19 protein-coding genes are annotated in these 22,639 nt (G+C 31.9%); 4 read left to right on the forward strand and 15 right to left on the reverse strand.

Annotated elements, in window-relative coordinates:
* Positions 1-14: 14 nt before the first annotated feature.
* Positions 15-2,693: a TonB-dependent siderophore receptor gene (locus tag Q0820_RS12970; protein ID WP_298488072.1), complete on the reverse strand. Its 2,679-nt coding sequence runs from the start codon at positions 2,691-2,693 to the stop codon at positions 15-17.
* Between the two features lie 181 nt (positions 2,694-2,874).
* Between Q0820_RS12970 and Q0820_RS12975 the strand changes: the two genes are divergently transcribed.
* Complete coding sequence (locus tag Q0820_RS12975) at positions 2,875-3,900, forward strand: LacI family DNA-binding transcriptional regulator (RefSeq protein WP_298488073.1); 1,026 nt, start codon at positions 2,875-2,877, stop codon at positions 3,898-3,900.
* 9 nt (positions 3,901-3,909) lie between these two features.
* Here the strand turns inward: Q0820_RS12975 and Q0820_RS12980 are convergent, their stop codons facing one another.
* From Q0820_RS12980 to pdxA, 13 genes are all read right to left on the reverse strand, one after another.
* Complete coding sequence (locus Q0820_RS12980) at positions 3,910-4,368, reverse strand: 3-oxoacyl-ACP synthase (RefSeq protein WP_298488074.1); 459 nt, start codon at positions 4,366-4,368, stop codon at positions 3,910-3,912.
* Between the two features lie 38 nt (positions 4,369-4,406).
* On the reverse strand, positions 4,407-5,036 hold the full coding sequence (locus Q0820_RS12985; RefSeq protein WP_298488075.1) for a hypothetical protein: 630 nt from the start codon (positions 5,034-5,036) through the stop codon (positions 4,407-4,409).
* Positions 5,037-5,158: 122 nt separating this feature from the next.
* Positions 5,159-6,280, reverse strand: a complete 1,122-nt coding sequence (locus Q0820_RS12990) for an FAD-dependent oxidoreductase (protein ID WP_298488076.1) — start codon at positions 6,278-6,280, stop codon at positions 5,159-5,161.
* Positions 6,281-6,472: 192 nt separating this feature from the next.
* Entirely contained in the window at positions 6,473-7,861 is a 1,389-nt protein-coding gene (locus Q0820_RS12995; protein WP_298488077.1) for a hypothetical protein, read from the reverse strand.
* A 5-nt stretch (positions 7,862-7,866) separates the two neighbouring features.
* Positions 7,867-9,681 carry a hypothetical protein gene (locus tag Q0820_RS13000; RefSeq protein ID WP_298488078.1) on the reverse strand — a complete coding sequence of 605 codons (1,815 nt, stop codon included), beginning with the start codon at positions 9,679-9,681 and terminating at the stop codon, positions 7,867-7,869.
* Between the two features lie 8 nt (positions 9,682-9,689).
* A complete protein-coding gene (locus Q0820_RS13005; protein WP_298488079.1) occupies positions 9,690-10,376 on the reverse strand; it encodes a hypothetical protein in 687 nt (228 codons plus the stop codon).
* Positions 10,377-10,453: 77 nt separating this feature from the next.
* Complete coding sequence (locus tag Q0820_RS13010; RefSeq protein WP_298488080.1) at positions 10,454-10,795, reverse strand: hypothetical protein; 342 nt, start codon at positions 10,793-10,795, stop codon at positions 10,454-10,456.
* A gap of 157 nt (positions 10,796-10,952) precedes the next feature.
* Positions 10,953-12,302 carry an acetyl-CoA carboxylase biotin carboxylase subunit gene (accC, locus tag Q0820_RS13015; RefSeq protein ID WP_298488081.1) on the reverse strand — a complete coding sequence of 450 codons (1,350 nt, stop codon included), beginning with the start codon at positions 12,300-12,302 and terminating at the stop codon, positions 10,953-10,955.
* A 72-nt stretch (positions 12,303-12,374) separates the two neighbouring features.
* Positions 12,375-12,860 (reverse strand): acetyl-CoA carboxylase biotin carboxyl carrier protein, encoded by a 486-nt coding sequence (accB, locus tag Q0820_RS13020; protein WP_298488082.1) that lies wholly within the window; start codon positions 12,858-12,860, stop codon positions 12,375-12,377.
* 38 nt (positions 12,861-12,898) lie between these two features.
* Positions 12,899-13,891 (reverse strand): beta-ketoacyl-ACP synthase III, encoded by a 993-nt coding sequence (locus tag Q0820_RS13025; RefSeq protein WP_298488083.1) that lies wholly within the window; start codon positions 13,889-13,891, stop codon positions 12,899-12,901.
* A 238-nt stretch (positions 13,892-14,129) separates the two neighbouring features.
* Positions 14,130-14,327: a 50S ribosomal protein L32 gene (gene rpmF, locus Q0820_RS13030; protein ID WP_121064451.1), complete on the reverse strand. Its 198-nt coding sequence runs from the start codon at positions 14,325-14,327 to the stop codon at positions 14,130-14,132.
* Between the two features lie 6 nt (positions 14,328-14,333).
* The gene (locus tag Q0820_RS13035) at positions 14,334-14,870 is read right to left on the reverse strand and encodes a DUF177 domain-containing protein (RefSeq protein ID WP_298488084.1); all 537 of its coding nucleotides are present in this window, start codon (positions 14,868-14,870) and stop codon (positions 14,334-14,336) included.
* A gap of 127 nt (positions 14,871-14,997) precedes the next feature.
* Positions 14,998-16,047: a 4-hydroxythreonine-4-phosphate dehydrogenase PdxA gene (gene pdxA / locus Q0820_RS13040; protein ID WP_298488085.1), complete on the reverse strand. Its 1,050-nt coding sequence runs from the start codon at positions 16,045-16,047 to the stop codon at positions 14,998-15,000.
* A 58-nt stretch (positions 16,048-16,105) separates the two neighbouring features.
* On the opposite strand from pdxA, the gene Q0820_RS13045 reads away from it, so the two are divergent.
* A complete protein-coding gene (locus Q0820_RS13045; RefSeq protein WP_298488086.1) occupies positions 16,106-16,696 on the forward strand; it encodes a riboflavin synthase in 591 nt (196 codons plus the stop codon).
* Here the strand turns inward: Q0820_RS13045 and Q0820_RS13050 are convergent, their stop codons facing one another.
* Positions 16,697-18,508, reverse strand: a complete 1,812-nt coding sequence (locus tag Q0820_RS13050; protein WP_298488087.1) for a sodium:solute symporter family protein — start codon at positions 18,506-18,508, stop codon at positions 16,697-16,699.
* A gap of 75 nt (positions 18,509-18,583) precedes the next feature.
* Here Q0820_RS13050 and Q0820_RS13055 point away from each other — a divergent pair, with 75 nt between their 5' ends.
* Together Q0820_RS13055 and Q0820_RS13060 are read left to right on the forward strand one after the other, a co-directional pair.
* Positions 18,584-19,339, forward strand: coding sequence for a sulfite exporter TauE/SafE family protein (locus Q0820_RS13055; protein WP_298488088.1), 756 nt, complete (start codon positions 18,584-18,586; stop codon positions 19,337-19,339).
* A 281-nt stretch (positions 19,340-19,620) separates the two neighbouring features.
* On the forward strand, positions 19,621-22,545 hold the full coding sequence (locus Q0820_RS13060; protein WP_298488089.1) for a glycoside hydrolase family 2 TIM barrel-domain containing protein: 2,925 nt from the start codon (positions 19,621-19,623) through the stop codon (positions 22,543-22,545).
* The last annotated feature ends 94 nt before the right edge of the window (positions 22,546-22,639 follow it).

Here is a 22,639-nt window from a genome sequence, read left to right on the forward strand (position 1 = left end):
AAACTAAACTGACTCTAAAAATTTAAGGTTGCTGTTGCAAAGAATCTTCTTGGTAAAATTGGTCTTCCAAAGAAAAACTCACCTTCTGTAGCTCCTGCAGCTCCTGCTCTGGGGTTACCTTCTGTAATACCATTACTATCAAATAAATTAAAAACTGAAACACCTAGTCTTAATGTTTCATTATTTTCTCCCATTGCAAATGTATATCCAGCTCCTATACGGGCAATAGTAATTGCATCTAACTCTATACCGTTAGTATCATCTGTAAATTTAGCTCCCGTATGTGTTCCTGAGAAACTAGCATCAAACATTTTATTGTCATAATAAACCCCTAAACTCCCTAAAAAATTTGGTTGTCTTGCTAACTCATTCCCTTCATTAGCAGCAGTAGAACCACCGTTTACTAAATCTTCATTTATGTTTTTAGTAATTTCATGATCTTGGTATGTAGCTGTTCCTCTAAGACTAAAATCTTGAGCAAATTTATAATCCCATGTTGCTTCTAAACCAACGGTTGCTGTATTTTGTGTAGATCTTGTTTCATCTACTAATTGACCGCCAACAATAGCCTGAGTAATTTTAATTCTATCATTTAAATTAACATAATACGCTGCTAAAGATCCTGATAGTTTTTCATTTCCAAATTTTGCACCAGCTTCAAACTGTATAATATTTTCTGCATCATAAGGGTTTTCACTAATACCAGCTACTGGAGCAAAACCCCTTAATTGTGGAAAGAAATATCCTTTAGAAAAGTTAACATATAAATTTGTTGCATCAGAAAGTTCATATAATGCTGCTAAAGATACTGCCCATGCAGAAGCACTTACTGTAGATCTTACAAAACTACCATCTGCAGATTGTACATCACTTAATCCTATAGTTATATCTGCATCGTCATAAACAGTTTCTGTTCTTAAACCTCCTTTAGCAAATTCACCATCTGTTTTTTCCCATCTAAAACCAACATCAAAACGCCATCTGTCAAAAATCATCTCATCAGTAAGGTATAATGCTGTTCTATTTTGAGATAAATAGTTATTAGATGTCATCCCAATACGGTTATATAATCCTCCTTGAGAGTATATTACATTTTCACCGGCTGCATCTGTATAATTAAGATTAACCAAACGTGGAGTATTATTAAATTCTGATAACGCTCTAAATTGATAGTTTACATCTTCCGCTTCTGTACGTGCTAAGAAAGTACCTACCGTAATATTGTGACTTCCTCCATTGGCAGTTTCAACGGTTTTAGTTAATGAAGCTTCTCCAGAATAATCAGTCATTGGTCTTAACCTATCAATATGTAAATTATCTACCACTAAATCTGAACCACTAACTTGTTGGTTTGGATCACCACTCTGGTATGTTGCTTGGTATCCTTGGTTTGCAGCGTCTAAACTTTCTACATAATTATCTAAAGTTATTGGGTTACTATTGTTTCCATTACCACCAACATATAAAGCAAAGTTATGCTTGTAATTTGCATATTTTATTTTAGACTTAAATCTTAAATCATCTTCAATATTATAATTAAAATCTGCTAAAAGATACCCTCCTTTTGTAGAAACACCATCTGCAATTGGGCTATTATAAACTCCGCCTGGTGTATTAAAAGAAGTATTTGCTAACTCTCCTGTACCTAATTGTTCTACAGGATTACCGTCATTACCATTTATTCTATCTCTAGAACCTCCTTGTAAAGGTAAAGGCATATAAAATTGTGCATTATCATTAATAAATTGTCCGTGAAGTGTAAAAGAACCTTTATCAAACTTCTTTTTAACATTACCTCTTAACTGAATACCTTTTGTTGGTAATCCTGTATTAATAGGCCCTTCATCATAACGTACAAAACCTGTTAAAGCATAGAAAGTATTAGACTCTTCACCACCTAATCTTCCTCCTGTATAAAACTCCGTTTTAATTCTGCCTTCATTAGCTACTTCTATATTAATAGTATTTCCAGGGTTTGTATCTCCTGTTTTACTAGTATAGTTAATAATACCTGCAACAGAACCTGCACCATATAATACTGCAGAACCACCACGAACAAATTCTACACCTTTAAAACCTAAATCCGGTCTTGCATAAACATCATGTGCAGAAGAGTTTAAACCAAATGTGCTCATTAATGGCATACCATCATACTGTAAAGGGTTAAATACATATTGCCCTCCAGAAGGTAAACCTCTTACAAAAATGTTACTTGCTGTTTCACCACCACCACCTTCTGCAGTAATACCGGGTACACTTCTTAAAATATCGGCCTGGCTATTTGCTGATAATTTTACTATTTCTGCTTGTTTTACAGATGTAATAGATAAAGGCGCTTGTTTCTGAGATCTAAATGTGCTAGAACCAGTAAGTACAACCTCATCTAATTGCTCTCCTCCTTCTAATAAAATAAAATCTATTTTTACCAGAGAACCATTTAGTTGCATTTCTTTTTCTTGAGAAGCAAAACCTAAATAGGAAACCTGTAATTTTTGTGTTCCTTCTAAATCTGATTCTATTGTAAAATTACCATCAAAATCTGTTACTGTTCCTGTTGTTGTTCCAGTAATTAAAACATTGGCTCCTATAATAGGATTACCAGAAAGGTCTTTAACGTGTCCTTGAATCTCTGTTTGCGCAAAGGCAAAAGTGATTCCAAAAACACAAATCATTGTAAAGAGTATTTTCTTCATAATACAGTTTTTAGTTAATTGTTTTTTGAGTTATTGTTAATTTTTTGATAAAATTATATTGACATTCCTAATTTTTATGCTGTTTTTTAACGAAAAACTTATGCAAACGTTTGCGGAAACGTTTGCAATTTAATTTTTTTTGTATCTTAATATGAAAATACCCTAAAAAAGGATTTAAATTTTGAGTAAACAAAGAAATATTACATTAAAAGATTTAGCAAAAGAGCTCAATTTATCTATCTCAACCGTTTCAAGAGCTTTAAACCAACATCCTGATATTAAACCAAGTACAGTAGAAAGAGTAACAACCTTAGCAAAACAACGCCATTATTCCCCTAATTTATTTGCAAAAAGTTTTAGATCCAGGAAAACTAATATTTTAGGGGTTATTGTCCCTAATATTACACATTACTTTACCTCTACTATTTTAAAAGGGATTTTAGAAAAAGCCGAAGAGAAGGGGTATAGGGTAATTATATCTGAATCTAAAAACAATGAAGCAAAACAAACCGAAATGTTGCAAACCATGACACAGTTTGGCGTAGATGGGGTATTGCTGGCATTGGCAAGAAAAACAACTTCTGTTACAGATGTTTTACAAATACTAAACCGTATACCATTAGTTATGTTTGATAAAGTGTCTGATAAAATTCCTTGTACCCAAATAGTTATAGACGATAAAGAAGCGGCATTTAATGCCGTAGAGCATCTAATTAATATTGGTAAAAAAAGAATCGCGATTATTAAAGAAACAGAGAACTCTTTTAATTCTGAAAAAAGATTTGCAGGCTATTTAAAAGCTCTTAAAGAACATAACTTGCCTGTAGATGAAAAAATAATTCTTAGTACCGAAGATATATCTTTAACAAACGGAAGAAGACTTACTAACATTCTTATTAGTATGAAAAATCCGCCCGACGCCATTTTTGCTATTACAGATAATGCTGCTATTGGTGCAATTAAAGCATTAAATAAATTTAAAATAAAAATACCCGAACAAATTGCAGTTGTAGGTTTTAGTAATTCTATGAACTCTACCATAATACAGCCAGCTCTTTCTACCGTAGATCAGCCAGGAAATAAAATTGGAAAAACTGCAGTAAAATATTTAATCCAAGAAATTGAAACCCCAAATGAAGATATTAGTATTAAAACCGTAAAAATTAAAACAAGCCTTATTATTAGAGATTCTTCTTTTACAACATAAGTACTTATCTTAAAGAATTTCCTTTATCATTGTCTCCACTTTGTTAAACGTTATGGAATCTCCAACACATTTGCCCATTAGTAACTTGGCAATTGGTGTAGCAGCAGAAATACAATATACAGAAGCATCTTTACCTTTATACTCGCCTGCAGAGATTGCTATAAAATAGGAAAGCTTGTTTGTTTTTATTAAACTTCCTAAACCAATTTTTTCCTGAGATTTTTCAATATCTATTTTACTAAGTAATTGGGCTACTTTTTCGGCTTCTGCTAATTGGGTACCTAATTTTTCTCTTTCTAGCTGTACCATTGCTCTGCCAGTTTCATGCTTATCACCAACACTACTTTTAGTTTCTGAACTTAATGCTGTTTGTATTTCTTGTATTTGTTTATGAAGACGCTTAAGGCGATTATCAATAAAATCTTTACAAAATTGAAAAGCATTTTCTTTTAAAGTCTTGTGTGGCATATAACAAAAGTAACTGTAAATACCATAAAAGAATAACCTTACTCCTCAAAATGGTATAAATCGGCTAATTTAAAAACAAGATAGTTTACCATAGCCTTTTCTTCTAAACCTTGAAGATACATTTTATGTATTGCTTCATCATTCTCTGCTTTAAAGTAGTCTAAATCTCCAGACCTATCTTCACTAAAAATATTCCAAGATTTTAAGCCAGAAAGCATATTTTTATGTGCTTCATACTTTTTAATCACTAAACCTACTCTTTTCTTTAATGCCTTATCCTTTTCTGTAGAAGCAGCCTCCTTAGTGGTCCAATACTCATAGTCTTCCTGTAATCTAGCGTCAGCTTTTTGTGCCTCAGAAATTATCTTAAAATATGCTCTAGATACTAAAGAAGCATATTTATCTTTAAACCAAGGGCTTTGTATTGTTTTAAAAGATCCCGGAGTACTTAAAATTAAAACTTCTTCTGAACTTGCATATAATTCATTAGAATTTGCATTACCTTTTGTAGAAACTAAAGCTTGTTTCCATGCTTCGGTTTTTATAAGCTCCTTCCAAACTTTAGCGTATTCCTTTTTATAATTAGACTTAGATGAAGAGCATGACTGAATAAGTACCACTACAATTAATGCAAAACTTACTCTAAAATATTTTGTAATTAGTATCATTCCTATTTTATAATACTAGCACGTATTATGATAGGCAAAGTTCTTAATAAGATAGTTATAGTTTTTTTTGGGGTTATCAATATAACAAATAATTTAAAAGAATAAGTCTTTTAAAAAGAAAACTATGATTTTAAATGTAAACACGCTAGTTCTTCTCCAATAACTGTTCCTATTGCTACTCCCATACCTCCTAACCTAACACCGCAAAAAACACGGTTAGAGATAGATTTAAGTATAGGTTTTTTTGTCTCTCCTACGCCCATTATACCACTCCAAGTATGTTCTATTGAAAATTCTTTATTTGGTAGTATTATCTCTTTTAAAAGCTGCTCTAATTTTTGTTGTATTAAAGAAGTTACTCCAAACTCTGTAGTTTCTTCCTTTTTAAAATCTAAATTTCTACCGCCGCCTAAAAGTATTCTATTCTCTATATTTCTAAAATAATAGTAACCTTCTTCTAAATGAAAAGTGCCTTTAATATGTAAATTTTTTATGGGTTTGGTTATTACTACTTGTGCTCTTGCTGGTTTTATTTTTTCTGGTATTAAATTAGCAGCAAAACCATTAGTTGCTATTAAAAGTTGTTGGGTGTTAAATTGAAATTTGTCTGTTTTTACTTCCACACTGCCTTGCATTTCCTGAAAATCTTGGACATGTATGCCGTTTAAGATAGATATATTGTTTTGCAACACTTTTTGTAATAAAGACTGCATCATAGTTCCCGTGTTTATTTGACCTTCAAACTTGTGGGTAATATATTTTTCTTTAATGTTTAAGAAATTAAAAATATTCTTATTTTCTTCAAAAGCATTCTCTTTAAAAACAGGAAACAATAATTTATTAACTTCTTCTATTTTAGATAGTGAAGTGTAGTATAGCTCTTTATCTTTTTCTAAAAAAAGTTCATGCCCGCCTAAATGCTGGTATCCAATTTTAGCATCGCCTAATTTTTCTCTTAACGCTTGTATACCATTAAATCTTTTTTGAACTAAGGAAACCACTTCTTCAGGAGTGTGCGTCTTTAAATCTGATAGTATTTCTGAAATACTTCCAAAACAGGCAAAACCTGCATTTTTAGTGCTTGCGCCTTGGGGTAAAATTCCTTTTTCTAAAATTAAAATACGGGCTTCTGGGTATTTTTCTCTAAGGTGTAATGCACAGTTTAATCCTACTATTCCGCTACCAATAATAGTAAAATCTATATTAGATAACCATGTTTTATATTCCCAATAACTAAGATTCATAACACTAAAATAAGTACAATTGCTTAAATACTAATTAAAAATACGTAACCAACTAATTAGTCTGTTTTAAATTTTAAAACTTTACCTTCTATTCCATTAAACATCGTTTAACAGCTAGTTTTATCGCTAATGAAAAGTTTTAAAGAATATAAAAGAATAACTTTTTAAAAAATAAACCTTGTAGTTTGTTAATTACTCTGATTTTAGCCCAAAAAACAACTGAGAAAGTATATTAATCTTATCTAATTTACCTTCAATACTACCTTTTAATACTACTTTGTTACTAGAAGATTGTTGGGCAGATATTTGCAAACTATTTAGTATATTAAAATACCGATTTGCTTGTGGTATTTGTATTGTTTCTTTTGCTCTATTAAAATCTATAGACAAATTCATAAAATTAGAACTAGTAATTTGTTCTGTACTCTCTTTTAATTTTTGGGTTTTAAAAATTGTTGCTGTAGCTTCTTCTTCCACATGAAACTGATATAAAGGAATGCTCTTAAAAACATCATCTTCAGTTAACAATTCTTGTTCTTTTAAGTAGTTTTTTAAAGGCTGTTTTTCTCTTCCTAAATTTAAAATAATAGAAGGCACTTCTTTTTCTTGTAACGTTTTTTGTTCAATTTTATTAAAATTGTCATCGTAACCATATGTTACAATAGTATCTGTTTGCATAGTTGTACCAGTAACACCTGCGTAGAAAAAACCATTGGTTAATTCTGTAATCTCTGGCACATTTATATTTACTTTTTTTAAGAACACATTCTTTTTCCAAGAGGCTATAAATTGTTCTCTATTTTTATTACGATTAAAATTACCATCCCAATAAAATTCTACTGCTGCATTCGAAAATCTATCATAAGATACTTTCTTGGGGTATGCATCTTCTTCTTTTGTTTCTAGGCTTCCCTCTAAAATAGCTTCGCCATCTTTAAACTGAAGTTTTGTTTCTCCCTTTTGGGTAATATACGTTACGTGGCTTTTACTTTTAGAAAGGGCGGTAATCCATTTATTATCTTTAGAAGTAATTACTTTACCTTCTTTTAAAACCTCTAAAAAAACACTCTTGCTATTTAGATAAGAATTATCAACTCCAAAAGAAATTACTAATTTTTTGGCGTTCCAGGCACAAACCCAATGTTGTTTTTTATGCTCTAACCAATGTATGTTGTGCTCCTTATCAATTTCCTGACGCAATCCCTTAGAATATTTTTTTATCTGATTTTTAAATGCATGATTATCATCAATAGTAAGAATAGAAAAAAAGGTATTTTGTACTTTAGGTACTGTAAATAATACCAAGTTATAAGGTGTAAAATTTACTCCTTTTGTATCTACAGTATCTTTCTCTTTTTTCTTTTGTTTAAAAGAGGCATTATTATAATAATAGCTTGGAGAAGCAATTGCATCTAAAACAAGTGTTTCTTTAATGTCCTGAATACCTATTTTAAGAACACTATCCGCATCTTTATGAATAACACCCAATAAAGAGGCTGTATTACAATACCATATATAACCCCAATAACCAATTAATGAAGTTATACTTAGTAATACAATTATTTTTAGTGCCCTTTTCATAGTCATTAATCCATGATAGCATCAATCATATTTATGAAATAGGCTAAACTATTTTTATGACCGTCTTCTGAAGTTTGCCAAATAAGTTCTCCTTTCATACTATTTCCTTTTATTTTTTGGAAATTGAATTTAATATCTTCTGTATTTGATGTTAGAAAATCTACCTTATTACGTAACTCTCTAGGAAAAGAATCTTCTGGTATTTCAGACATGATTTTTTTACCATTTACATATACGCTCGATGCATTTTTGGTAATATTCTTTTTGTGCTCACTAGACAATTTAGAAACATACGTTCCTTTTTGTATTGCTGTCATATCTTTTAAAGAACTACCAAAAATTACGGTATTGTCTTTATACATAACATACATGTTAAAAGGTGTAGATTTTGGCATATCTATAAATTGGAATAGACCATTCTTAGCTTCTAATTGCTTTTCTTTTATACCTATTCTCATTATTCTAGTAAAGATTTCTTTCTCTTCAGAAGTAAACATAAATAGGAAGTCTGGGACAGTTTCAGTTTTTGTTTTCTCTATTTCGGTATAATTAAAATCTTCATCATACTCATAATCTGTATACGTTACTTGCTTCTCAGATAAATTAGTAAGAGCTAAAAACATATCGCCTCTTAGAATTTTAGAAGTACCTTCTTCATCAATTAACAAAGAAAGAACCTTTGCTCCTAAAGCAACAGACTCACTAATAGTTTCTCCAGAACCTGTATCAAATAAACTTGAAGCCAAATTAGGATACGCTGTAAGTAGACCTTCTGTACTAAGGTTTAAAGACATATAACCCAACATATCATCTTCATTAATATATTTAGTAAAGTTTTTGTTCATCTTACCATTATACATAGGCTTATACAAATCTGCCATCTCATCGTTCATGGTATATTCAGTCTTTAGAACAACTTCATCTTCTTTAAAATCTAACTTAGCCATTACAGATAAGCCTCCGTACATCTTTTCTATATTCATAAAGCTATATGGATTAAAAGAATTTCCATACATATAACTTGGTAAAGCTTGCTGGTATATAGTTCCTAAATCATTTACCCAAACACTTGCCTCTTCATTACCTTTACCTAAGCTTTTTAAATATTCTTTATTCGTAAGTATACTTTTACTAGCATATGTTCCTGCAAGTATCTTCTTAGCATTTTCTAATGTGCTAATTTTAAAAGCCTCACGTTTTGCTAATCTTTTTTCTTCTCTTTCTAAACGAAGTTTTTCTTTCTCTTCTCTTTCTTTTTTATAAGCTGCCTCTTCTTCTTCAATAGAGTCATACACTTTTTCCTCAACACCTATTTCGCTTTGGTAATCATAACCATAATAATCCTCATCTATAGAATTATCTATAGCAATTACAAAAACTAACAACGTATCATTCCACATTAAAACTAGGTCATCTCGTTCTTCATGTAAATAAGAAAGACTCGCTTCTTTTACAATTTTAGCTTGGTCTCTTTCCGAAAACGAGTTTGCAATACCGTTAGAGTTTTGTAAAGGAATTAAAAAACAGTTGGTAAACACATTATCTTTCATTTCAAAAAAATAATGAGCCGTGTTATTGTAGTCTATTCCTATATCTTCTAGTGTTGTTAGCTTTCCATCTGTTTCTTTAGATAATTCTTTTTCCAAAAGAGAACCAAATTTAGAATCAGAGAACTCTTCTAAATTCATTAACTGCAACAAGTTTTCCCCTTTTATAGAAACTACTGCCGAAGCCGTTGAAGGCACTTTAGTAATTAAATCTTGTGCGCTAATTGTAAGGGTAATACAAAAAGCAGAAACTGCTATTACAAATTTTTTCATTTTAGGTATTATTCGGTTAATTGTATTTTATTCTCAACATTTTTTTCTCCTAGTATTAGAGAAAGGGCATCTATTTTTAAAAAAACAGCTGCTTTATTTGGTGCTATTTTAGCATCTATATTAGAAACACTTTTTACTTTGTCTTGAAACCTGTATATGCAAGTATAACTAGCACCGTCAAAAACTTTACGGTCTTCACTTTTTAAAGTGTTAAAGGATTTTTTTATAGCTGCATCATACTTAAAATGTCTTTTAAACACCTTATCAGATTGGCTAAAGGATAAATTAGTAGTCGTAAAATTGGTGTAGTTATTCTTATTCTGCTTATTGATTAAATCCTTAAAGATGTCGTTTACATTATCTACATCTTTAAAATCGCAGGAAACTGTAAAAATATAATTATCTAAATCTTTTGTTTTTTTAATGTTAGTTATTCCTTCTGTCTTTTCTAAATGATATATAACATCTTTAAAAGATTCCTCTATCTCATCTTCCGAAGGAATTTTATACCCATTTATGCTATCTAAAAGCATTATAGAGGCTAATTTAGACTTACTCTTACTCATGTTTAGAGTTACCATAATAGTACCGCTACCGTCTTTATTTAGCTTTATTTCTTCTAAAATTTCGAAACAACTAGTGCATAAAGAAATACAAACAAATAAACTGAAGTAAATAAATGCTTTTTTAATCATATTGGTTGCGTTAGTATAGTAATAGGTAACACTAATTTTAACTATAAATTGTATTTGTGCTTTTAAACTTTCTCTTCCTAAAATGGATGGCTATTTTTCCCCACTGGGACTAAAATTTCTTGTAACTTATTTACAATCTCATTTTCCATTGCCTTTTGCTTCTCCTTTTTAGCATAAATATAAATTCCTATTGGAAAAGAAATTATTAAGAATAAAATTAACATGTCGTAATTTGTTTGGGTCTTTATTTTTCCTTTAATACCATTAACATTGAGTTTTACATTGCCTGTTAGTGTAAAACCACTAGTTCTTACTTGTAAGTTGCCAAAAGTATTTTGAACTTTATATTGCGGAAACTTTTCTTGAAGCGTTTCAATTAACTGTGCTTTTTCAAATGGTTTAAATTGTAGTTCTTGCATTTTAATAATTTTTTAGTGTCCTTGTTTATTATTAAACAAAAGTAAATGCAATTTATACTCCTCACTAGACGGTTACTAGTGAATTTACTCCCCTGAAAACAGGGGTGCCCAAAACAAGGTTGCATAAAAAAACCCTAATTTTCATTAGGGTTTTTTCTTATTTATCTATCGGATTCATTTCAAAATCGTCCATAAATGCTGTTGTATAATTACCAGCTAAATAGTCTGGATGATCCATTAACTGTCTATGAAACGGAATAGTAGTTTTTATTCCTTCAATAACAAACTCATCTAAAGCTCTTTTCATTTTATTAATTGCCTCTTCACGTGTTTGCGCAGTAGTAATTAATTTAGCAATCATAGAATCATAGTTTGGCGGTATAGTATACCCACTATATACGTGTGTATCCATACGTACACCATGGCCTCCTGGAATATGTAATGTAGTAATTTTACCTGGAGAAGGTCTAAACCCATTATAAGGGTCTTCTGCATTTATTCTACATTCTATGGAGTGTAATTTTGGTAAATAATTTTTACCAGAAATTGGCACACCACCAGCAACTAATATTTGCTCTCTAATTAAATCGTAATCTATTACTTGTTCTGTAATTGGGTGCTCTACTTGAATACGAGTATTCATCTCCATAAAATAGAACTTTCTATGCTTGTCTACCAAAAATTCTATGGTACCTGCACCTTCATATTTTATATATTCTGCAGCTTTTACTGCAGCTTTACCCATAGCATCTCTAAGCTTATCTGTCATAAACGGAGATGGTGTTTCTTCCGTTAATTTTTGATGTCTTCTTTGTACAGAACAATCTCTTTCCGATAAGTGACATGCTTTACCGTATTGGTCACCAACTATCTGAATTTCTATATGTCTTGGCTCTTCAATAAGCTTTTCCATATACATACCTCCGTTACCAAAGGCTGCAGTAGCTTCTTGTACCGCGCTTTCAAAAAGGTCTGGCATTTCTTCTGCACTCCAAACAGCACGCATTCCTTTTCCGCCTCCGCCAGCTGTAGCTTTTATCATAACAGGGTATCCCATTTTTTCAGCTATTTCTAAGGCATCATCCACATCTTTTAATAATCCGTCTGAACCAGGAACTGTAGGTACCCCAGCTTCTTTCATGGTTAATTTAGCGCTAGCTTTATCTCCCATACGGTCTATGTGTTCCCCAGAAGCTCCAATAAATTTTATATCGTGCTCTGCACAAATTTTAGAAAACTTAGAATTCTCTGATAAAAATCCGTATCCTGGGTGTATTGCATCTGCATTTGTAATTTCTGCTGCTGCAATAATATTTGGAATTTTTAAATAAGACTCACTACTTGGAGCTGGTCCTATACAAACGGCCTCATCTGCAAATCTTACATGCAAACTTTCTTCATCTGCTTTGGAATAAACAGCTACTGTTTTTATTCCCATTTCTTTACAGGTTCTAATAACACGTAATGCTATTTCTCCTCTGTTGGCAATTAGTATTTTTTTAAACATCTTCTTTAAATTTTAAATATTAATTCTAATAGGTACTACTACTAAAAAAGCAGTATTTGCTACTTAAAATTATTAAGATGGGTCTACTAAGAATAATGGTTGGTCAAATTCTACTGGAGAAGAATCATCCACTAATATTTTTACAATTTTACCGGAAACTTCAGATTCAATGTCATTAAACAATTTCATTGCTTCTATAACACAAAGTACATCTCCTTCTGCAATGGTACTTCCTACCTCAACAAAAGATGGTTTGTCTGGAGATGGTTTTCTATAAAATGTACCTATTATTGGAGATTTAACTGTTATATATTTAGAATCGTCTTCTGCAGCAGGAGTAGCTGGCGCTGCTGGTGCATCTACTACAGGAGCTGCTACTGGTGCTGGTGCCATTGCTTGTTGTGCAACAGGAATTTGCTGTACATATGTTGTTTCTGGTGCTGCATTTAATGCGCCAGTTCTAATAGTAATTTTTAAATCATCTGTCTCTAGTTTTACTTCACTAGCTCCAGACTTTGCCACAAATTTAATTAGGCTTTGAATTTCTTTAACATCCATAATAAAAATACATTAAGTTGGTTATTTTCTTTAATAATTTAATAGGCCCATTTTAAATAAATAGAACCCCAAGTAAAGCCACCTCCAAAAGCGGCAAATACAAGATTATCTCCTTTTTTTAGTTGTTTTTCGTAATCCCATAATAGCAGTGGTAATGTTCCAGAAGTAGTGTTTCCATACTTTTGAATATTCATCATTACCTTACTTTCATCTAATCCCATTCTATTAGATGTTGCATCTATAATTCTTTTGTTTGCTTGGTGTGGCACTAACCAGTCTACATCTTTATCACTTAAGTTATTACGCTTCATGATTTCTGCAGCTGCATCTGCCATATTAGATACTGCAAATTTAAATACAGTTCTTCCCTCTTGAAAAATATAATGTTTTCTGTTTTTTACAGATTCTATAGTTGCTGGCATTAAAGATCCGCCACCTTCCATTCCTAAAAACTGTCTTCCTGTCCCGTCTGATCTTAAATACTCATCTTGTAGACCAAAACCTTCGGTGTTTGGTTCCATAAGTACTGCTCCAGCTCCGTCTCCAAAAATAATACAAGTAGTTCTATCTTCGTAATCTAAAATAGAAGACATTTTATCTGCTCCAATAAGTAATACTTTTTTATATCTGCCAGATTCAATATAACTAGCTACTGTAGACAAGCCAAAAAGAAAGCTAGAACATGCTGCTAATAAATCATATGCAAAAGCATTACTTGCTCCTATTTCTGAAGCAACAAATGCTGCCGTTGAAGCAACCATATTATCAGGAGTTGCAGTTGCTACAACTACTAAATCTATTTCTTTTGGATCTACACTTTTCTTAGCAATTAAATCTTCAGCTGCTTTTATTGCTAGATAAGAAGTACCCTCTCCTTCATCCTCTTTAAGAATTCTTCTTTCTTTAATACCAGTTCTAGTGGTAATCCACTCATCATTAGTATCTACAATTTCTTCCAACATTTTGTTGGTTAAAATATGTTTAGGGACATAGCCCCCAACAGCAGTAATAGCTGCGGTAAGTTTATTCATGTAGTAGTTGCTTTTGGGTAAAAAACTTCAAAAATGAATCAAAATCGTCGAAAAATAGTAATTTTTTGGGACTTTTTGATGAAAAACCGTCAATTTTTAACTTTTTTCTAAAAAAAGAATCCCTAGTCAGGGATTTTAAATTTTAGTACGAAAATAAAAGAATTTTATACCAAAAATGAAATAAAAAAAACTCTCGCCATTATAACAATGAGAGAGTTTTTTAAATATGTCTTCCTATTTAAGCTTCCGCTTCTACAGTTTTGTCAACTAAAACTTGACCTCTATAGTATAGTTTTCCTTCGTGCCAGTGTGCTCTATGGTATAAATGCATTTCACCAGTTGCTGAATCTGTTGCCAAAGTAGGAGCTACAGCTTTGTAATGTGTTCTTCTTTTGTCTCTCCTTGTTTTGGAAATTTTTCTCTTTGGATGTGCCATTAGTACTTATTTATCCGTTAATAGTTTTTTTAATTCGTCCCATCTGGGATCACTTTCTTCTTTATTTTCTTTTTCTTCTTTTGCTTTAGGCTGAAGCTCTTCTAATTTATCTAAAGCCTCCGATTTTAATGTGCCATCTGCTATTCCAGGATGCACTCTTTTTTGAGGCACTGCTAAAACAAGCATTTCATAAACGTACTGAGCAATATTCACTTCATATTCCCCATGAGGTAATATTAAAATTTCATCGTCTTCATTATTAAATGCTTCTCCAAACTTAACTATTAATTGCATATCAGAATCTACTGATTGATTATAAGGTTCGTTTGTAGTATCGCAGTTAACATTTACGCTACCTGATGCTATAAAATCAAGCTCCATCATAGTGCTCGTTTTATTTAATAGTACAGTTAAATTAACATCTGCGCTATTAAATTCATCATATTCAAAAGATTCAAAGAACTCGTTTTTAATTACGTACTTAAACTCATGTTTCCCTTGCTTCAATCCTGAGAAAGGAATAGTAAACTCCTTTTGCTTCATCGTATAAACACTTAAATTTAGAACGCCCACCCAATTATAGGGGGGTGCAAAGATACTATTATTTTAATAATACCCAATTTTTACTCATTAAAATTAAACAATAAATCATTGTGTTTTAATACAATACTTATTTTCTAGTAATTTTTTGCTTTTTTAATGGGTTTGCTGTTAGCTCTAAATACTCTTCTCTATTTCTAAAAATATGTATTGCAGAAAACACTGCTTCCTTAAAAGAACTATGGTCTGCCTTACCTTTTCCTGCTATTTCATAGGCAGTTCCATGGTCTGGAGAGGTTCTTACCTTGCTTAAACCTGCGGTATAATTTACACCTTTTCCAAAAGATAACGTTTTAAAAGGAATTAACCCTTGGTCATGATACGCCGCTAAAATAGCATCGAACTTTTTATACCCGTCTGACCCAAAAAAACTATCTGCAGCATAAGGACCGTAAACTAAATGTCCTTTATTTGCCAATTCTTTAATAACTGGCTTTAAAATTTTATCATCTTCTATGCCAATAACACCATTATCTCCGCTATGTGGATTTATTCCTAAAAGTGCAATCTTAGGCTTTGTAATTCCAAAGTCCATCTTTAAAGAATTCTCTATTACCTGAATCTTATCATTAATTAGTTTAGTAGTAATTGCAGCAGATACATCTTTAACGGCAACATGATCTGTTAAGAGACCAACTTTTAAATCATCGGTTACCATAAACATTAAACTCTGCCCGTTTAATTCCTTAGCCAAATAATCTGTATGTCCTGGAAAATTAAATTCTTTACTTTGTATGTTATTCTTATTAATAGGTGCAGTTACCAAAACATCTATCTTACCTTGTTTTAATGCTTCTACCGCCTTTTGTAGGGATCTAATAGCAAAATTACCCCCTTCTGGTGTTGCTTCTCCAAAATTTAACTTTGGAGTTTCTTTCCAAACATTTACCACATTAAATTTACCATCTAAAGCTTTAGACGCATCTGGTACACCGTTATAATTAATTGGTATTTTTAAATGATTTTTTTGTTGTGATATTGTTTTGTTTGATGCAAAAACAATTGGGGTACAAAAATCTAGCATTCTAGAGTCTGCAAAAGTTTTTAAAACAACTTCGCAACCTATACCGTTTAAATCTCCTATAGATATACCTAATTTAATTTTCGCTTTTTCCTGCATTATATCTTTACCTTTGTATCTAAATATATTGCGCAAAATTACTTAAATAAAACGACACATGTTTACAGGAATAATTGAAACACTAGGACAAATTACTAATTTAGAGAAAGAAGGAAGTAATTTGCATATTACAGTTGTATCTAACATTACTTCGGAATTAAAAATTGATCAGAGTGTTGCTCATAATGGCGTGTGTTTAACTGTTGTTACCATAAAAGACAAAGAATATACCGTTACAGCTATAGAGGAAACTTTAAAAAAAACAAGCTTAAATAACCTAGCTGTTGGAGAAAAAGTAAATCTAGAACGTGCCATGATTTTAGGTTCTAGGTTAGATGGTCACATAGTTCAAGGGCATGTAGACCAAACAGGTATATGTACTTCTATCTCCGAAAAAGATGGTAGTTGGTTTTTTTCTTTTGAATATGATGCCACTTTAAACAACCCAACTATAGAAAAAGGTTCTATTACTATTGATGGTACAAGTTTAACTGTAGTAAATTCTGGTAAAAACACCTTTAGCGTAGCTATTATTCCTTATACGTATGAACATACCCGTTTTGGTTCCTATAAAGTAGGAACTGTAGTTAATTTAGAATTTGATGTTATTGGTAAATATGTTTCTAAATTAATGGCAAACAGAGGGTAATTACAAAATATCTTCTTTAAGAGCTTTCCATAATTTTATAAGCACTAAGGCAGAAACAATTGCAATACCTGTTAAGGTTAGCGCCAAAGTTGTTTTACCATATATCCAATATCCTGTAGCAAACATACATGAATAAATAAGTGTACAACCCACAATCATTGCATATATACCCTTGGGCACACTCCACTTTTCATGATTGTTTTTAATAGATATATTGTTTTCTGATGCTTTAGCTACTACACTATTCCAACCTGGACCGCCTGGTTGTATTTTTTTATAAAAATTTTGTAAAACTTCTGGAGATTCTGGTTGTGTCATAAAAGTAGCTGCCAGCCATATAATGGTGGTTATTAATACAACAAATGGATACTCCATCCAATCTGAGAAAACACCTGTTTCTATAGCAAATAAGAAATCGCCAATAGGCGTAAATTTTAAAATAATAGCTATTAAACCCGAGGCAAACATTGCGGTAATTTCGCTCCAAGCGTTTATACGCCACCAAAACCATCGTAAAATAAATATAAGTCCAGTACCTGCTCCAAAGGTTAAAAGAACATCAAAAAGTTGTAGTGCATTTTGCAGAAGTAACGCTAAGCCTGCACTTAATATCATTAAAAAAACTGTTGATAATCTACCAATTGCTACTAACTTTTTTTCTGATGCATTTGGGTTAATTTGTTGTTTATAAAAATCGAAAACAATATAGGAAGAACCCCAATTTAATTGTGTAGAGATTGTACTCATATATGCAGCAATTAAAGAGGCTAACACTAACCCTAAAAGTCCGCTTGGAAGCTTCGTAAGCATTGCAGAGTACGCTAAATCATGCCCTAATTTGTCTTCAGAAATAGTAGGAAAAGCTTCTTGTATACTAGCAATATCTGGAAATACAACTAAAGATGCTAATGCCACCAAAATCCATGGCCAAGGTCTTAAAGCATAATGCATAATATTAAAAAAGAACGTTGCGCCAATGGCATGGTTTTCATCTTTTGCAGCTAACATTCTTTGGGCTATATACCCACCACCACCAGGCTCTGAACCAGGATACCATGAACTCCACCATTGTACAGCTAAAGGAATAATAAATAATGTTATAAGTGCTTTTTTATTACTAAAGTCTGGTAAAATAGATAGTTTATTACTAACATTTTCATTAGCCATTAAGGCTTTTATACCACCAACTTCTGGAATATTTACAAGAAAATACGCAGCACCAATAGAACCTGCCATTGCTACAAAGAATAACAAAAAATCAGTATACACAACACCTTTAAAACCACCTAAAGCACTAAAAATAACGGTTATTACTCCTCCACAAATAACGGTTTGCCAAGGTTCTAAACCAAGCATTATGCTTCCAATTTTTATAGCAGCAAGTGTTACTCCTGCCATAGTAATTACATTAAAGAAAACTCCTAAATAAACCGCTCTAAATTTTCGTAAAAAACTAGCAGGATTACCTCCATAACGTAATTCATAAAACTCTAAATCTGTTTTTACATTAGATTTTCTCCATAACTTAGCATATACAAATACAGTCAATAATCCTGTAATTAAAAATGCCCACCATACCCAATTACCAGAAACACCATTGGTTCTAACAATATCTGTTACTAAATTGGGGGTGTCTGTAGAAAAAGTAGTTGCAACCATAGAAAGGCCTAAAAGCCACCAAGGCATTGTTCTCCCCGATAAAAAAAACTCCGATGAATCCTTTCCAGATTTCTTAGAAACAAAAAAACCTACCCCTAAAACAATTAAAAAAAACCCAATTATAAGCGTATAATCTAATGCACTTAAATTCATATACTATTTTTGATTGGTTTTAAAGGTATTATATTTTTATATATACTTTTACTCATTCTTATATATTCATATTATATGTTATCATTACTTTCTTTAGAATTAACAAATATGCAATGGTTTTTGGCTTTACTGTCTGCCTTTATCATTGGTGTTTCTAAGTCCGGTATTAAAGGCATAGCAATATTAATAGTTACATTAATGGCTCTTGCTTTTGGAGCAAAAGAATCTACTGGTTTAATTGTCCCGTTACTTATAGTTGGAGATATTTTTGCGGTTATTTATTATAACAGACATGCCCAATGGAAATATATAGTACGCTTTTTACCTTGGATGATGCTAGGCGTACTAATTGGTGTTTTTATTGGAAAAGACTTAGATGAGTTAACCTTTAAAAATAGTATGGCTATTGTTATTCTAGGTAGTGTTATAATGATGTATTGGTGGGATCGCAAAAAGTCTAAAAATGTACCTACGCATTGGGCTTTTGCGGGTAGTATGGGTTTAATGGCAGGAATTACAACAATGATAGGTAACTTAGCTGGAGCTTTTAGTAATATCTTTTTTTTAGCAATGCGTTTACCAAAAAATGAATTCATTGGTACTGCAGCATGGTTGTTTTTTATTATCAATATTTTTAAACTTCCATTTCATGTTTTTGTGTGGAAGACCATTACTTTAGATTCTTTTATTTTAAACTTAAAATTAATTCCAGGTATACTTCTTGGTTTATTCTTTGGAGTCTTTTTAGTTACTAAAATTAAGGAGGGGTTTTATAGAAAAATGATTTTATTTTTAACTGCTTTAGGTGCCCTTTTAATTTTATTTAAATAATTATTATAAAATATATAACGTCTAAATAGTAAGTTACAATTGCTTCATACAAAGCCTTAAATAAAACTACTAGCATAAAATATACTATAATAACTATATTCAAAAATTTATAGAATATTGGAATTTAAAAAATACTATAAGTAACCTCTTTTAGTATTAAAAATTAGTGCACATATTTCTTATGTTTAAAAATGGATAACATATGATCCTATTTAAACGTAAATGAATATCACCTCAACTTGTTTTCTTAATTTGTAGTCATTCATTCAAAACTCTATAGTATGAAAAGAATTGTATTACTGTTATTGTTTATAAGTCTATTCGCTTTTCAAAAAATAAATAGTCAAAATTTACCGTATGGTTTTCCAAATACGGACCGAACAAAAATGAGCCTTAATCAAGGGTGGAAATTTCACTTAGGAAATCCGGAAGCTAAAAACTTTACAAAGGAATTAAAGGATTCTAATTGGCAAAACGTAAATGTTCCTCACACCCTAGAACTTACCTCTTTAGCTTTAGATGGTTTAGAGGATGAAAAAACACAACTCGTTTTTCATAGAAAAGTTGGTTGGTATCGTAAAAATATATCTGTAGGCAACTCTAACAAAAAAGTGTTTTTAGAGTTTGAAGGAGCACACCAAGTAACCAATTTGTGGGTAAATGGTAAACATGTAGGGCAACATGCTGTAGGTGGTTATACTCCTTTTCATTTTGATATTACCAATTTTGTAACCAAAGGGCAAGAAAACCAAATAACTCTTTTGGTAGACAACAGAAGAAACGAAATGATTCCGCCAGACCCAGGACCTTTTGATTATGTAAAGTTTAGTGGCTTATATAGAGATGTATATTTGGTAGAAACAAACCCTGTTCACGTAACTTTTAACTGGGAGACCTTAAACTCGGGGGTGCATATAACCACACCAACCATAGATCCTGTTAATAAAAACGCTACCATTAATATTAAAACAGCAGTTAAAAACGAAAATAAAGAAAAAGTAAACTGTGAAATAGTTACCCGCATCTTAAACAAAGAAGGAATTTCTGTTTTACGTTTAGTAGATACATCTACCATAAAACCCCAAGAAGAATATCAATTTAACCAAATAGGTAGTTTAGAAGATAATGTACACTTTTGGGGAATAGATACCCCTTATTTATATCGTGTAAATAGTGTTATAAAAATTGATGGTAAAGAAATAGACTTTGTAGAAACTAAAATTGGACTTCGAAAATTTGAACAAGACCCTGTTCGTGGCTTTCTATTAAATAACGAACCAATAGAGCTTATTGGAGCAAACAGACACCAACAGTATCCCTATTTAGGAGATGCCGTACCAAATTCGTTACACTATAAAGACATGTTACAGTTTAAAGAATATGGTTTTAATATTATGCGTACTGCACATTACCCGCAAGACAATGCTTTAATAGAAGCTTGTGATGAACTTGGTATTTTAGTATATGAAGAGGCTCCTACGTGGATCTCTATATCGGACAAAGACGAATGGTGGAATAACCTAGAAAAATCTGCCAGAACTATGATTCGTAACCATAGAAATCATGCTTCTATAATTATGTGGGGAGCCGGAGTAAATCATAGAGGTTATGTGCCACGTGTTCATAACACCATAAAACAAGAAGATCCTACAAGGCTTACTGCTTCTCAAGGGGCTAGATGGACAGGTTGGCAAACTTCTGGTTTAACCGATGTAAATGCGAACATGTTATACGGCCCTTTTATTTGGGACCGTTCCGAACCTATGTTTGCTATGGAAGGTAGAAAAGGCCCTGCTGCAGTAGCACCGTTTAAAAATGACCCTTTAATGACTGGTTTAATTTCATGGACTGCACATGCTTATTACACCTTTCATCCTACACATGATAAGGCTAAAGATAAAATAGACCGCACCCGTAGCGGAATGATGACTATTTTTAGATATCCACGCCCTGAGTTAGAATGGTACAAAGCGGAAATGCTAAAAACTCCGTTTGTAAATATTCTAGAAGAATGGCAACCAGAAACTAAAGAAATTACTGTTTACAGTAATGCAAATGCGGTAGAACTTTTATTAAACGGTAAATTATTAGAAAAAGCAACCCCAAGTAAAGACACTATTTATGACGGTTTAGAACATGCTCCTTTTCATTTTAAAAATATAAAATATGCTCCTGGAAAGTTAACTGCCAAGGCTTTATTTACTAATGGAAGCATTCTTGAAACCTCAAAACAAAATGCTGGAAAACCCTATGCTATTACTCTAAAATTAGATACAGAAGGACGACAATTTAAGGCAGATGGTTCTGATATTTTAATGGCTTACGCCACCGTTGTAGATAAAAACGGAACCACAGTTCCTAACACAAAGCACATAATAAAATTTGCGGTTAAAGGAGATGCCTCAGTTATTGGAGATAAAGCTACTATAAATGCTAACCCTATGTTTACAGAATATGGTGTTGCCCCTGCCTTAATTAGAGCAGGAAATACGGTTGGCAAAATAACAATTACCGCAAAAGCTAAAGGGTTAAAATCGGCCAGCGCTAGTACTAATCTAGTTTCTTTTAGTACTAATACCCTTATTAATAATGCTACTGCTATCTATGATTTTACCAAAGAGAGAGTAGATTTAGGTGCTAGCGACCAACTTTTACAATTTAACTGGAATCCTTGGTACGGTTCAGACGAAGCTAATAATAGTTATTCTTTTAAGTCATTCAAAGGTACTACTGCAACTATAGAAAAAGGTTCTGCAAATGGTATTAACCGTTGGTTAGGAGAAATGAATGTTATTGGTAAATATGGCTACGCCTATGGCGATGGTGTAATTGCTATAGATGATAAAGGAGTAAACTTAGTTTTTAAAAACCTTCCTAAAGGAACTTATAAACTTAAAACGTGGCACCATGCTCCAAGTAGTAATTCAGACCTAATGGATCCTAACAAGGATAAATTAAAGTCTGCTACCATTCATAAATTACCTTATGAAAATAATGTAATAATATATTCTGATGCGCTTATTGGTGATAAAACACTTACCGCAAAGATAACTTCTGGTAAAGAAATGCAATGGGAAGCTCCAGGAACAGGAGAAGTAATTTTTACATCAGATGGAAACAAGCCAGTAAAAATTAATTTTAATGGTAAAGGAAATAAGGGTGTTTGGTTAAATGCTTTTGAGCTAATTGAGTGGGGAGCGTTTTAGAATTATCTACAAAATCTTGTCCAGTCCTAAATAACCGATACAGATTATTAAAGGATTAAATTTATTACTTAAAGTTCAACGATGCTAGCATCGT

The sequence above is a fragment of the uncultured Maribacter sp. genome (assembly GCF_947495965.1).
Taxonomy (GTDB): Bacteria; Bacteroidota; Bacteroidia; order Flavobacteriales; family Flavobacteriaceae; genus Maribacter_B.

What these genes read in the sequence shown, in the direction of transcription:
- accC (WP_298488081.1), bottom strand. Translation starts at nt 12,302, where the DNA reads ATGTTTAAAAAAATACTAATTGCCAACAGAGGAGAAATAGCATTACGT.
- Q0820_RS12980 (WP_298488074.1), bottom strand. Translation starts at nt 4,368, where the DNA reads ATGCCACACAAGACTTTAAAAGAAAATGCTTTTCAATTTTGTAAAGAT.
- Q0820_RS13010 (WP_298488080.1), bottom strand. Translation starts at nt 10,795, where the DNA reads ATGCAAGAACTACAATTTAAACCATTTGAAAAAGCACAGTTAATTGAA.
- Q0820_RS12970 (WP_298488072.1), bottom strand. Translation starts at nt 2,693, where the DNA reads ATGAAGAAAATACTCTTTACAATGATTTGTGTTTTTGGAATCACTTTT.
- Q0820_RS13045 (WP_298488086.1), top strand. Translation starts at nt 16,106, where the DNA reads ATGTTTACAGGAATAATTGAAACACTAGGACAAATTACTAATTTAGAG.
- pdxA (WP_298488085.1), bottom strand. Translation starts at nt 16,047, where the DNA reads ATGCAGGAAAAAGCGAAAATTAAATTAGGTATATCTATAGGAGATTTA.
- Q0820_RS12985 (WP_298488075.1), bottom strand. Translation starts at nt 5,036, where the DNA reads ATGATACTAATTACAAAATATTTTAGAGTAAGTTTTGCATTAATTGTA.
- Q0820_RS12990 (WP_298488076.1), bottom strand. Translation starts at nt 6,280, where the DNA reads ATGAATCTTAGTTATTGGGAATATAAAACATGGTTATCTAATATAGAT.
- Q0820_RS13060 (WP_298488089.1), top strand. Translation starts at nt 19,621, where the DNA reads ATGAAAAGAATTGTATTACTGTTATTGTTTATAAGTCTATTCGCTTTT.
- Q0820_RS13035 (WP_298488084.1), bottom strand. Translation starts at nt 14,870, where the DNA reads ATGAAGCAAAAGGAGTTTACTATTCCTTTCTCAGGATTGAAGCAAGGG.
- Q0820_RS12995 (WP_298488077.1), bottom strand. Translation starts at nt 7,861, where the DNA reads ATGAAAAGGGCACTAAAAATAATTGTATTACTAAGTATAACTTCATTA.
- rpmF (WP_121064451.1), bottom strand. Translation starts at nt 14,327, where the DNA reads ATGGCACATCCAAAGAGAAAAATTTCCAAAACAAGGAGAGACAAAAGA.
- Q0820_RS13050 (WP_298488087.1), bottom strand. Translation starts at nt 18,508, where the DNA reads ATGAATTTAAGTGCATTAGATTATACGCTTATAATTGGGTTTTTTTTA.
- Q0820_RS13005 (WP_298488079.1), bottom strand. Translation starts at nt 10,376, where the DNA reads ATGATTAAAAAAGCATTTATTTACTTCAGTTTATTTGTTTGTATTTCT.
- Q0820_RS13025 (WP_298488083.1), bottom strand. Translation starts at nt 13,891, where the DNA reads ATGAATAAACTTACCGCAGCTATTACTGCTGTTGGGGGCTATGTCCCT.
- Q0820_RS13055 (WP_298488088.1), top strand. Translation starts at nt 18,584, where the DNA reads ATGTTATCATTACTTTCTTTAGAATTAACAAATATGCAATGGTTTTTG.
- accB (WP_298488082.1), bottom strand. Translation starts at nt 12,860, where the DNA reads ATGGATGTTAAAGAAATTCAAAGCCTAATTAAATTTGTGGCAAAGTCT.
- Q0820_RS13000 (WP_298488078.1), bottom strand. Translation starts at nt 9,681, where the DNA reads ATGAAAAAATTTGTAATAGCAGTTTCTGCTTTTTGTATTACCCTTACA.